A 12,980-nucleotide genomic window follows, 5' to 3' on the forward strand; every position below is an offset into this window, starting at 1 on the left:
AGGCCCAGGGCCTGCCGCTGGCCGTGGCGGTGTCGGGTGCGAACCTGCACGACAGTCAGGCGTTCAAGCCGCTGATCCTCGGGATACCCGCCGTCCGCTCCCGGCGCGGACCCCGCCGGAGACGGCCGGTGAAGATCCGCGCGGACAAGGCGTACTACTCCGCAGAACACCCGCGCCGGCTCTGCAGCCGAAACCTCGTCGCGCGGATCACCCGGCCCGGCATCGAGTCCGGCGAGCGCCTCGGCCAGCACCGCTGGAAGATCGAGCGGTCGATCGCCTGGCTCTTCGGCTACCGCCGCCTCACCGTCCGGTACGAACGAAAAGGCAACCACTTCCTCGCCTTCCTCGGCCTTACCGCAGCCCTCACCTGCTACAAGAGACTCACGAAGCTCACCACGTGAGACATCCTCTCAACCGCACGTCGGGCCATCTGCCCCGCTGGCGCAGGAGGTTGGAAAAGGCTCACTGGCGGCAAACCACCCCCCCTGAAGATCAAACTATGAATTATATCACTCATTGGATAGTTGACTTGTGCACTCACCAGGCAGCTAGCATCACCCAGTGTGATGATCTTGAGCGAACATGCTTGATGCACGGTACGCATGAGCATTTTTGAGCATCTTCATTCAAACTGTATGCATAGATTGCTGCCGCGGTCGCCGGATGGGCTCGCGGCAGTTGTTTGGCGTGCAAGGTGGGTCCAAACCCACCTTGCTTTCGCGCTGGCAGATTGCGTATTCGAGCGTGCCGAAATTTCCGTATGGCAACTAGTGGACCAATTAGTTTGCCGCAATGGTCTCAAGCGTGCCCCTGTATGCATTCTTAGGGTATTTTCAATTCTGTCGACCCCGAGCGGATTCTTCTCATCTCCCCGCGATCGGTAAATTAAAGTGAAGGAAATTGCATGACGATAGGCACTGAGCTCACGCGAGCGCAGGTGTTCGCACAGGACGGGTTCGTCGTCACTGGCTCCTTGCTGTCCACGGCCGAGGTAGAGACCTATCGCGAACTTTACGACCGTTTCCTCAGCGGGGAGATCGAGAGCGGCGACAAGCGCTCCGATCTTGGTTCGCACGTTCCGCGTCAGGGCGTGGAGGAGAACATCACCCAAATCATGTGGCCCACCGCTCTGTATCCACCACTGCTGGACATGCCACTACACTCCCGTGCTCTTGCGATGGCGAAGGAGTTGATAGGTGGCGACGCTGTTTTCGATTTCGATATGATGATCCACAAGCCCGCGCGTAGCGGCGTTCCTACCCCGTGGCACCAGGACGCAGCCTACTGGCTCGACCTGCCCGACAAGCGGGCAGTCTCCATCTGGGTGGCCCTGGATGAGGCTGTGATCGACAACGGTTGCATGTGGTACATCCAAGGCTCGCACGAGCAGCCGCTGCGTCCGCATTACCCAACCAGCGACGGCAAGAACATCCAGTGCAGCTGCTCTGAAGACGAGCCAGGGGCGACTGCCGTGCCGCTCCAGGCAGGCGAGGGCGTCGCGCACGCAGGTTCCACTCTTCACTACTCGCGAGGCAACACCACGGGCGGGGTCCGCCGGGCCTACGTCCTTAACTTCCGCTCGACCGACATGCTCCGGTTGGAACGGGAGCTGGGCTACGACGTGGGACTCACGAACAACATCCGAACGGTGCGAAACGCCGGGGCAGTCGACTCCGACAACTGATCCACAATCCTCCTTCATCAACTTATGAGGTGTTCATGGACTCTCAGAATCGTCAAGTGAAGCTGAGTGGTGCGGTGATGACGCACCCTCGCCGCCTGAAGGAGGCCCAGCTCCTCGCGGACGCTGATGTCCAGGGCCGGATCAAGGTGGTCGCGGACCCGGAGCCCGAGGGGCGGCCGACTGCACTGCGGGTGGCACCCTTGTCCTGGGAATGCGTGGATCCCGATGCCACGCACCACCTGGTGCTCCAGGACGACGTGCAGCTCGCCGAGGGCTTCTTTGACTACGTCGAGCAGGTCGCGGCGGTGGCGGGCGACGAGGCGGTCGCTTTCTACGCAGGCTGGGAGACCCGCAACGGCGGGGTGGCCCGGTTGGCGGCGCTGACCGGCTCCACTTGGGCTTACGCACTCCAGGAGCATGTGCCCTGTTACGCGTTGCTACTGCCGGCCGAGCTGGCCCGGGGATACGCCGCCTTCCAGGCTCAGGACGAGCCAGGCTGGCCCTATGACGTGGTGATGCAGCGATACCTGAACGCACGTAGTATCCCGGTCCGATTCTGCACTCCTAGCGTGGTACAGCACATGGACATGCCGAGTCTGGCGGGCAACGCGTACCACGGGCTCCGTCAGGCGACGCTGTTCACAGAGCGGGTAGCGGAGTCGCCCAGGGACGACAGCGTTCAGTTCCCGGTCGTACCGTTCTACCAGTACGGCCTGGCCCGGTGTGCCGTTCGGGGAGGGACGGGTTGGGAGTATGTGGAGACCGAGCGTTACCTGAACCGCAAAGGGCTACTGAAACACTGCCTGAATGAGCTGGCGGCCGTGCCCACTCCGGCCCTCTCTGAGCAGGTACGCCGGGCGGTTTGGGTAACCGCATACACCATCGGAGTAGTCACCGCCGATGCGCCTGCAGCGGATCCAGAGACTGCGGCTGCCGCAATGCAGACGCTCGGCCCCGGTGGCCTCTGCGAGGACTACCCCGCCGACGAACTGCTGGCGCTGGCCTACCCGATCCGGGACCTAGCGCTGGGCGCACTCGAGGTGGGGCGGAAGGTCGGCTGCTCCGGCGGCTTGCCGGCCGGGATCAGTGTCGCTGAGGGGCCGGGGGTCCTCGTTACCGGGGGAGAGGGCCGCTTCGGCGAGCAGTTGGCCCGCATGCTGGGTGACCTGAAGTACCAGGCCCACCACGTCTCGAAGCCGTTGGCAGTCCAGGACCTGCACGACATCAAGTACGTCGTGCATTTGGGTAACCCCACGACAGCTGGCCTGCTGGACGAAGTGCTGTACGCAGCGGAGCGGGCGGGTGTCCAACGCTTGGTCTATGCCGGTTCGGCGGTGGTGTATCAGGGCAGTGCTGAGGGGCCGGTCACTGAGGCCGTGCTGACGGGCCCGCCATTTGCTCCGGACGCCCTGGCCTGGTGGCAGGAGGAGCAGCGCTGCCGGGAGTGGAGCGAGCGTAGCGGGATCGCTGTCCAGGTACTGCGGTTGGCCGAGCCGGTCGGGCCGCATACTGCCCGGGACACCGCTGCAGCGCGATGGGTGCACCAGGCCTGGACTCGCCGCCCGCTGTCGCTTGCGCCGGAGCGGGTCCACCAGGTGCTGGACTACCGGGATTTGGCGGACGCGCTCGGCGCGGTCCTCGCCGCGTCGCCTTCGCAGCCAGTGTTCAACGTGGCCTCCGCGACCTACACAGAGGAGGAGTTGGCCGACGTGGTCGCTGAGGCATCCCGCCGCACGCCATGGGAGACCTGCACGACGGAGCTGATCGAGCAGTGGAGCATGGCAACGGGGCTGATCTCTGCTGAGCTGGGATGGACGGCCTCTGCATCGGTCTTCGAGGGCATGCGTGACCTGGCCCAGTGGTACGCGTGCGACGTCCATGGCGGCGACGAGATCCGGTAGTCGACTGCCGCCAACCATTCTGGTCCGCAGTGCGGTTGGGCCCGAGCCCCCTCCACCGGCGGCGTGCGTGCCGCCACTCATCATGGAATCTTTGAAGGAGCACAGAATGTCCGGTATATCTGGGTTGGTAGATTTTTCGCGCGACGTGGCGAAGAGCCCGGATGTTGCGGAGGCTATGACGGAGTCCATGAGGCGACGTGGGCCGGCAGGCGGAGGCACTTGGCTCTCGCAGCACGCCGCGCTCGGGCAGCGGACGATGTCCACCGGCGGCCTCGACGGTGTGGGCGGTCCTACTGCCTTTCAGGACGGCTCTGGCCGCCATGCGGTGGTCACTTTCAGCGGAGAGCTCTACAACGCTGCGGAACTCCGGACGCAGTTGCATTCGTTCGGTCACACCTTCCGAACAGAGCATGAAGCCGAGGTGGTGCTCCATGCCTACCTGGAGTGGGGCGAGCACCTGGTTGACCGCCTCGACGGCGTTTTCGGGTTCGCGGTCTGGGACGAGCGTCTGGGCGAACTGTTGCTGGTTCGCGACCGGATGGGCGTGAAACCGCTCTTTTACGCGCAGACACCAAATGGCCTGCTGTTCGGCTCAGAGCCGAAGGCCATCCTGGCCCATCCGGACTTCCCCGCGGTGCTGGACGCCGATGGCCTGCGCGACATCCTCTCAGTCGCCCGGGTCCCAGGGCATGCGATCTTCCGCGGTATGCGAGAAGTGATCCCGGGCTACACCGTGCGGGTCACCCGCTCAGGTATAACGGAGCGTCGCTACTGGGGAATTCAGGTCCGGGAACACACCGACTCGCTTGATCGGACCATCGCCACTATCCGCGAGCTGCTGGAGTCGGTGGTCGCCCGTCACATGGTCGCGGATGTCTCCCCGTGCTCCCTGCTTTCGGGGGGGCTGGATTCCAGCTCCCTCACAGCGCTGGCGGCGCAGGTGGCCCGTCGAGACGGCCTGGGACCGATCCGTTCCTTCGCAGTCAACGACCACGACCCGCAGAAGGGCAACGGGCTCGGTAACGAGGACCATATCTACGCCCGCCTGATGGCCGATCATGTCGGCTCAGAGCTGAGTGAACTGTCGCTCAACGACCTCGACCTACTTGACCCGGCGCTGCGGGCCTCCGTGCTGGCTGCCTATGACCTCCCGCTCAACAAGGGTGACCAGTACGCCTCGCTGCACATGCTGTTCGGCACTGCACGGCAGCACGCCACTGTGGCTCTCTCCGGCGAGTGCGGTGACGACGTGTTCGGGGGCTACAACTGGCAGCGGCTGCCCGAGTGGGTCTTCTCCGACACCTTCCCTTGGGTGGCACAGGGCCGGCCCCGCTACGTCGGCAACGATGCTGTGTTCGATTCCGGCCTGCTCGCTAAGCTGGACCTGACGAGCTACGAGCGTGACTCGCACAGCGCAGCAGTGGCCGAGATTGGAGCCAGGCAGCAGATCGCTGACGAGACCGAGGCGCGCTACCGCGAGGTCAGCTACCTTGCCCAGACCCGGCACTCTCTCGTCCTGTTCGACCGACTGGACCGGCTGGGGATGACCAGCGGACTTCGGATCAGGATTCCGTTCGCCGACCACCGACTGATCGACTACGCCTTCAACATCCCCTGGTCGATGAAGAGTTTCGATGGCCGGGAAAAGAGCCTGCTGCGCGCGGCGATGCGGGACCTGCTCCCGGAACAAGTGGCCATGCGTATCAAGACGCCCTACCCCAACCTGCGGGCCGGTGCCTACGACCGGATGCTCCGCGAGAGGCTGGCCAAGGTAGTGCGGAACCCCGAGAGCCCGAGTGCGTCGCTGATCTCGCCCGAGCTGAAGGAAGCCGTGGCGACCGGTGGAAGCGCCGCCATCGAGCAGGACATCAGTCGGGCGGCGCTGGAGACAGCCTTGCAGCTGGACAGCTGGCTGCGCAGTTACGACGTGCGAATCGCCCTTTGAGCCGGACGCGACGCTTACTCTCCAGGGCAACGTAGTTCTGCGAGCAAGTCTTCCTCGGGCTGCCCAGGATGAGTGACGCCGTCGTGCAGCGATGCCCGAAGCGACCTTGACCGGCGAGCTGTTCCGCAACTGAGAGATCGGGCGGCCCTGGTCCTGTGACATGCACGTGACGCTGTCAACGTGGAGACGGATCACCGTACCTCGCTGGCCGCGTTCAGAAGTACGCCGGCAGCTTCTACCGCAGCAGCTGCCGGGACCGAGTGGTGCAGCTCTGCCGCACCGTGTTATGCGAACCCCCGTTCCCACCGAGGACCCTTGATGCAACTGCCCGCTGACGTGACGTCCCGCCTGTGGACGCGGAACTTCGGCCTCTACTTCACAGCCCGTGTCGTGTCCCAAGTGGGTGACACGATGCTCCCTGTCGCAATCGCGGTTGCGATGCTCTCGCTCGGCTATGGGGTGAGCGGTGTCGGTTTCACACTTGGTGCCTGGATGGGGGCGTTTGCGCTCTTCGTGGTGTTCGGCGGGGTGTTCGCCGACCGGTTCCACCCGCTGCCGCTGATGATCGCCGCGGACGTCACTCGGTTCGTAGTGCAGACCGGGCTCGCTGTCTATCTCTGGCTCGGGCATCCGCCGATGTGGGTGATGATCTTCGGAGCGCTGGTCGGCGGCATCGCGACCGCGATGTTCCAGCCGGGCACCTCCAGCCTGGTGCCGCAGGTCGCTACAGACACCCAGCACGCAAACGGAGTGCTCCGGGTGAGCGAGGGGTTCGCCACCATGGCCGGCCCGGCGGTGGCCGGCGTGCTGGTTGCCGCGACCTCACCGGCCTGGGTGTTCGGGATCGATGCCGTCACCTTCGCGATCAGCGGCATCTGCCTGCTGGCGCTGCGTCTTGCCCGGTTCGAGGTGGACCGAACCGAGTCCACGCTCAACAACCTGCGCACCGGTTGGCACGAGTTCTGGTCCCGGCCCTGGATGTGGGGAGTCATCCTGATCTGGTGGGTACTAGGCGTGTTTGTGTGGGGTCCAATAACGCCGCTCGGCGCAGTCTCCATCATCGAGGCGCACGGCAAGGCCGCCTTCGGCTACGCCGAGGGTGCGTTCGGCGCCGGCTGCATCGTCGGCGGTCTCATCGCCATCCGGATCCGCCCGGCCCGCCCCTTGTTCCACGGCGGTATCGCGATGTTGCTGTTCCCCCTGATGCCACTGGCGGCCGCGCTGGTCCCGGCCCTGCCCCTGCTGATGCTCGGGTACGCCATGAGCGGGGTTGGCTGGGCCTTCTGGGGCGTCCAGTGGGCCACCACGGTGCAGACCCAGATCCCGCATGAACTGCTCAACCGGCTCGCCGCCTACCAGGTCGCGGGCTCCATCCTCGCCGTTCCGCTCGGCCAGACACTCTCCGGCCCAGCCAGCGCCCTGTTCGAAACGCACACCCTTCTGCTGGTCGCAACCGGCGCCGCTCTGTTCTGTGCCGTCGCCCTGCTCAGCAGCCCTCCCATCCGCAACCTCCGGCGGGTCGCCGAGCCGAGCCGGCCGACCGCTGCATCTGGCCCCGGACTGAAAGCCCAGATGGCCCCCGCCTACCCAGCCGAGTGATCTACCGGCTACCCAGCCGATAACCACAGCAGCAGATCAATGCCCGCAAGCCTACCCGGTCAACACCGGGCGCGGCCGAGCTCCGTGCTGCCCTGATCCAACCTTCAGCAATCAGCCGAACACGACTGCCCCTGACGGTTGGCTAGGAATCAGGAAATCCAACCCCACCCGTGAAGGTCCATTGCTATGCACACGCGAAATCGAATAACTGTCATCGGAACCGGATACCTCGGCATTACGCATGCTGCGTGCATGGCCGAGGTTGGCCACGAGGTCCTCGGCCTGGACATCGACGCCGATAAAATCCGCCAACTCAACCACGGTGAACTGCCAATCCACGAGAATGGCTTGGACGAACTACTGCGCCGCGGGGTGGTATCGGGACGGCTACGCTTCACCACTTCCTTCCAGGAGGCTGCTGAGTTTGGGGACGTGCACTTTCTCTGCTTGGGCACGCCGCAGCGCACGGACAGCTCCGCCGCCGACACCTCACAGTTGGACGCGGCCATAGACGCCTTGGCCCCGCACCTCACCCGCGCGTGCTTGGTGGTCGGCAAGTCCACCGTGCCGGTTGGCACGGCCGAACGGCTCAACCGCCGACTCATCGAGCGCGCACCAGCTGGAGATGCCATCAACCTGGCGTGGAACCCAGAGTTCCTGCGCGAGGGCTTCGCGGTGAAGGACACGCTCAGCCCGGACCGCATCGTTCTCGGGGTACGCACCGAGAGCGCCGAGCGGACGCTCCGCGCGATCTACGCACCGCTCGGCGATATCCCGACCGTGGTGACCGACTTCGCCACTGCCGAGCTGGTCAAGGCCGCGGCCAACTCCTTTCTGGCCACGAAGATTTCGTATATCAATGCGATGGCTGAGGTATGCGAGGCCGCACAGGGTGACGTGGTGGCGCTAGCCGAGGCACTGTCCTACGACGGCCGAATCGGCGGGCGCTTCCTGAACGCTGGAATCGGTTTCGGAGGTGGCTGCCTGCCGAAGGACATCCGTGCCTTCACTGCCCGCGCCGAGGAGTTGGGGGCTGGCCGGGCGCTATCCTTCCTGCGCGAGGTCGATGAGATCAACATTCGCCGCCGGTCCCGCGCCGTGGAGTTGGCCCGCGAACTCGTGGGGGGATCACTAGCAGGCCGCGCTGTGGCCGTCCTGGGCGCAGCCTTCAAGCCCGACTCTGACGACATCCGTGACTCCCCCGCGCTCGCTATCGCCAACGCTATTCAGGAGGAGGGCGGCCTGGTCTCCGTCTACGACCCGGTCGCGCTGGACAACGCTCGCAAGGCTTACCCCACTTTGGGCTATGCCGGTTCGCCGACCGAGGCAGCCCAGGAAGCACACGTCACGTTGCTGCTCACTGAGTGGTCGGACTTCGTAGAACTCGACCCCGAGGAGTTCGGCTCGGTGGTCGCGGACCGCAACGTCGTCGACGGCCGCAATGCCCTCAGTCCGATCGCATGGCGGGCCGCCGGCTGGAACTACCGAGCCCTGGGCCGACCCTGATCTCCGGCGCTCTCCCTGCGTGCACTCGCCGTACCCGCAAACGGCCGCCCTACTAGATCATGAGGAGTGTGACATGCCCCAGCCTGATCCGCGACTAGCCGGAATCATCGTCGTCAACGAACGTTACTTCCCGGACAACGAGTTGGCCGCCGCGAAGGTCGGCGCGACCTCTTTCACTCGCTCCGTGCTGCGCTGCCTTCAGCAGGCAGGTCTCTCGAGTGGAATCATTCTCTACCAGCGTGACGAAGGACTGACCGAGCCCCGGCTCAAGTTCGTCCGCAGGTCCGGCGTCAGCTGCGCGATCCTCCGGTTCAACTTCGACATGCTCGCGGGTGCGGTGAGCCACGCCATCGGCGAGGCCGCCACCCTGCTCTTGGCCGAGCATGGCATGGACGGCGGGGCCATGCTCTACTACCAGACCGATGCCCTGCTGGGCTTCCACCCTGATGAGTTCGCGTGCTGCGTCACCCATCACGGGCCATTCGTGCAGGACTTCGTCGGAACGTTCTCGGCAGATGCCACCGGGCGAGCCTTCGGCGACCCAACCAAGGCACTGCACCTGCTTAAGCATCAGGAGCTGGGCCTGAGTCGAATGCGGTCGAACGATCGCATGTTCGTGATGCAGCACTCGAATCTTCAGCGGGATCACCTTGTAAGCCGAGGGGTCGATGAACGGCGGATCCGCGCAGTGCGACCACCGATCGTGGTGCCCAAGTCCTCGGAGTCTCTCCGGGATGGGCGTCTCCGGGAGTTCGTCGAGGATGCCGAGCTGCTGGTGTTCACGGCGGTCGCCCGGCTCGATTACTTCAAGAATGTCGATCTACTGGTCGACGCGTCCGTCGAAGCCCGAAGGCGCGGAGTACCGCTGCGTATCCTGACGGTCGGCGGTGGTCCCGAGGATGAGGAACTGCGCCAACGGTTGCGGGGCCGGCTGCCAGCTGAGTACTCCGACAGTTTCCTCGCGATCGGCAAACTGAGCAAGCCTCAACTATGGGCCCTGTTCGACCAGGTCCGGTCCAACGGCGTCTTCGTCTGCCCCTCCCGGTACGAGACACTGGGCATCACCCCCTTGGAGGCCGCGCTTGCCGGGGTTTGCACGCTGATAACCAACTCACCGAAGGTGGAGGCCCGCCGCTTCTTCCCTGACTCATACAGGTTTGAGCCCGGCACCGGGGACCTGGCTGACGCGATCGAGCGACTGTACCTCGAGCCGGCCAGCATGGAAGTGCTGGGCAAGGGACTGCAGGGAGCGATCTCGGCGGAGATCTCAGAGGAGCACTTCGAGCGTGACACACTCAGTGCCTGGAGCCACTTCTCGCACGCCGCCCAGCGCGTCCATGTCTGACCTAGAGGTGAGCGGCCCCGCTCGGGATCACGGAGAGCACACCGCAATGGGATTCCACGAAGTTATCTCGCCCGAGGGCCTGGTGGTACGCGCCGCGCACCGGCACAACCCGTATGGGTACCTGCTCGGAGGCGATCAGCTCGACGAACTGCTGGTGCGGCTCGGCCTGCGTCGGGCGGCCAGCATCTGGCGCAACCACACCGTGGCTGCAGAGCGGGCTCCACGCGAGGTCTATCCGCGCCCCTGCATGGCCTTTGTCCTGCTGGACCCGACTGCCGGGCTGTGGAAGCCCAGCGCGGAAGCAGTGCTGGGCGTAGTCACCGTGGGCGACAACGGATCCGACTTCCTGGCCAACGCAGCCGCCAAGGCGGCTGGACACCGCCGACTGGGCCGCAACTACGGTGAGGCGGTGCTGGTCGACCCGCACTTGTGCGGTGACGGCGCCTTCCGCTACGGCCACTCCGCGCGGGTCCGCGGTCAGATTGTCGGGGCCAGCTCACAATCCCCGGACCAAGACCTGTTCGAGGCCGCCGCGCTCGCGACCGATTTGGTGAACTCGCTCGGCGAACTGCACTTGGCCTGGGAGGAGCGAGGCGACCCCTGTGTCTGGTTCGCGGGCGATGGCTGCCCTGCCCCGGAATATCGAGCCATGGTGGACTGGTTCCCTGCATGAGCGGCTGATCGCGGAGTTCCAAGACTGGATGCGTGACCGGGGTAGGGAGTGCGAGGTGCCCACGCCGACGGTGTCGGCGTGGGCCTGGCCTGCGGGACCGGCGTGAACCACCGCCCTCGCATAGACGATCGATGCCTCCATAGTTATCGGCAGTGCGGAACCCACTCGTACATGCCTAACTTGCCTTACGCCCCTTCAACACGTTGACCTGTAGAAATACTTGACAGTGCTAGATAACGGTCGGCCTGACCCACACGATCAGCCACGAGGAAACGTTCTACGTTCTGTCCGGTCGCCTCCAGCTCACCATCGGCGGTGAGAGCGCAGAACTCGGCGCCGGTGACGCGGCGGTAGCTCCGGCGGCCTCCGAGCTGGCGGTCGCCAACACCACCGACCAGCCCGCGCACATGTGGGTCACCACACGTGCCGAGCTCAGCGCCACGATGGCCGACGGCAGCACCATCACGCCGCCCTGGGCTCATTAGGGGTAGGGCGCACCCACGAGGGCGCTACTCGATCATGCCGTACACGTCGGAGAGGGGGGTCCGGTTTCCGCGCGTTCTTCGCGGCAGGGTTTGCAGAGGCCGTCCTCAACCGCCGGGCCGGTGACCATGATTCGGGCGCCGCAGTCGTGGCAGGTGCCGCGTGGGGGGCCTGGGGGCGCGTTCGACCATGGGGTGGCCGAGGTCGGGAGGGGTGCCCGACCGGCGAGGAGCTGGTCCAGTTCGCAGTCCCTGCAGCGTCCCGATGGGTTGGGGCGGGTGCCGTGTTCGGGGCATAGGCCCTGGGCGCGGCGTTCCTCGCGTTGTCGGGCGCGTGCCTTGTCCTGGACGATTTCCGCGCAGATTTCGCAGGTCGCGCCGCTGGTCCAGAGGATTCCGGCTTCGCAGTCCGTCAGGCCGCAGCCCCAGCGGGGGAGTGCCACGCCCAGGAGCCAGCGTGCCGGATCGCGGATGTCGGAGTTCATCACCTGGGCGTACCGGAAGGTGAGGCGGTGGTGCAGCCGCTCGGGGGTGGTGTCCTCGCGTAGCTGGCGGCCGACTTCGCGGGCGATTCTGCGGGCCATGAAGGGGTTGACCTGCTTCAACAGGTAGTGGACGGGCTCCAGGACGGCGTAGATCAGCGCGCTCATCGTCAGCGCGGGGCCGCCGTAGGACGGGCGGGGCGGGGCCCCGTTGCCGGTCCTGCTGCCGCTTCTGCTGCCGGTCGGGCTCGGGGGCGGGCTCCGGTCCGGGCTGCGCCGGTCGCGGCTGTCCGGCTTCGTGGGTGGGGGCTGGGGCGATCCACCCGCGCGCAGCGCGAGATCCTCCGGAGGCGCCGCGTCCGCAAGCTCGCTCGCGACGTTTTCTGCAACCGCCGCGAGCTTACCCAACTTTGCTTCGCCTACGGCGGGTGACAACAGCGGCGGCCCGTCATCTGGTGAGTCAATCTTAGGTCTTTCCTTATACGCGAGGGATCCGTCACCAACTTGGGAACCCGATCCGTCACCAACTTGGGAGCTGACCCTGGCCGCCGACGCCCCCAATTCGCCCTCCCGGGTGGCAACTTCGGGGGGATCCGGAACGGCCTCCTGCGGGACCTCCCGCTCCTCCGGCGGGAGGTCGTGGGCCACGTACCAGTTACGACCCCGCATCCCACTGCGCCGATCCACGGTGATCCAGCCCATCGCCTCCAACTCGTCCACCACATCCGACGCCGCCGTCACCGACAGCGGCTGACCGGCCCGCTTGCCGTAGTGGTGGCGCAGTCCGGACGCCAACTCCCCTTCCGTGAGGGGGATCTTCTGCACCTGCGCATAGGCGATCATGGCGTACACCCGCAACTGCCGGGGCGTGAGGTCCTCCGCAGCCGCCACCGGCAGCCACACGTACGCCTCCCGCACGCCGAGCGGCCGGGGGCGGCGCAGCGCCGACTGGCCGCGCCCGCCCGTCAGCGTCCGCCGCCGCGACATCAACTCAACGACGCCGTCCGGATCTGGCTGTGTCAGCTGACTCAGCCCGCGCTCCGCCGTGGATTTCGACACGTTCACGTACGAGGCGATCGTCTCCACCCGCGCCTCGCACCCTTCCGGACGCGCCGCGAGCGCCGCCACCTTCACGTACACGGGCAACGCGGCATCGGTGTAGTGCGCCGACACCACCAGCCGCAGCGGAACTTTGACCCGCTGCTTGCGTACGAGCACCCCTCCTACCTGCGAGGGCGCGGCCTCCGCCGCAGCGCAGCTCATGCAGATGCGGGAGAGAGGTAACTCAGGGGAGCGGGGCGGGTATTCTTTGTCATGTCGGCCACTTTCGATGGGGATGTTGGTCGGCATCCGACCGCCCTCT

General features: G+C 65.8%; 10 protein-coding genes. 9 read left to right on the forward strand and 1 reads right to left on the reverse strand.

What is annotated here, in order from left to right:
* The 9 genes from ACFQLX_RS14755 to ACFQLX_RS14795 form a co-directional block, all read left to right on the forward strand.
* A partial coding sequence (locus ACFQLX_RS14755; protein WP_386415105.1) for a transposase occupies positions 1-401 on the forward strand: 401 nt, incomplete at its 5' end.
* A 503-nt stretch (positions 402-904) separates the two neighbouring features.
* Complete coding sequence (locus ACFQLX_RS14760; protein ID WP_386415106.1) at positions 905-1,684, forward strand: phytanoyl-CoA dioxygenase family protein; 780 nt, start codon at positions 905-907, stop codon at positions 1,682-1,684.
* Between the two features lie 56 nt (positions 1,685-1,740).
* Positions 1,741-3,585 carry an NAD-dependent epimerase/dehydratase family protein gene (locus tag ACFQLX_RS14765; protein ID WP_386415108.1) on the forward strand — a complete coding sequence of 615 codons (1,845 nt, stop codon included), beginning with the start codon at positions 1,741-1,743 and terminating at the stop codon, positions 3,583-3,585.
* A 106-nt stretch (positions 3,586-3,691) separates the two neighbouring features.
* The gene (asnB, locus tag ACFQLX_RS14770; RefSeq protein ID WP_386415110.1) at positions 3,692-5,530 is read left to right on the forward strand and encodes an asparagine synthase (glutamine-hydrolyzing); all 1,839 of its coding nucleotides are present in this window, start codon (positions 3,692-3,694) and stop codon (positions 5,528-5,530) included.
* Between the two features lie 318 nt (positions 5,531-5,848).
* Entirely contained in the window at positions 5,849-7,129 is a 1,281-nt protein-coding gene (locus ACFQLX_RS14775; RefSeq protein ID WP_386415111.1) for an MFS transporter, read from the forward strand.
* 186 nt (positions 7,130-7,315) lie between these two features.
* On the forward strand, positions 7,316-8,635 hold the full coding sequence (locus tag ACFQLX_RS14780; RefSeq protein WP_386415113.1) for a UDP-glucose dehydrogenase family protein: 1,320 nt from the start codon (positions 7,316-7,318) through the stop codon (positions 8,633-8,635).
* Between the two features lie 73 nt (positions 8,636-8,708).
* Complete coding sequence (locus ACFQLX_RS14785; protein ID WP_386415116.1) at positions 8,709-9,980, forward strand: glycosyltransferase family 4 protein; 1,272 nt, start codon at positions 8,709-8,711, stop codon at positions 9,978-9,980.
* A 46-nt stretch (positions 9,981-10,026) separates the two neighbouring features.
* Positions 10,027-10,653 carry a hypothetical protein gene (locus tag ACFQLX_RS14790; protein ID WP_386415117.1) on the forward strand — a complete coding sequence of 209 codons (627 nt, stop codon included), beginning with the start codon at positions 10,027-10,029 and terminating at the stop codon, positions 10,651-10,653.
* 257 nt (positions 10,654-10,910) lie between these two features.
* On the forward strand, positions 10,911-11,138 hold the full coding sequence (locus ACFQLX_RS14795; protein ID WP_386415301.1) for a cupin domain-containing protein: 228 nt from the start codon (positions 10,911-10,913) through the stop codon (positions 11,136-11,138).
* 32 nt (positions 11,139-11,170) lie between these two features.
* Here the strand turns inward: ACFQLX_RS14795 and ACFQLX_RS14800 are convergent, their stop codons facing one another.
* Complete coding sequence (locus ACFQLX_RS14800; protein WP_386415120.1) at positions 11,171-12,835, reverse strand: hypothetical protein; 1,665 nt, start codon at positions 12,833-12,835, stop codon at positions 11,171-11,173.
* Between the last annotated feature and the right edge of the window lie 145 nt (positions 12,836-12,980).

Origin of the sequence: Streptomyces polyrhachis, assembly GCF_042663125.1 — a bacterium.
Taxonomy (GTDB): Bacteria; Actinomycetota; Actinomycetes; order Streptomycetales; family Streptomycetaceae; genus Streptomyces; species Streptomyces polyrhachii.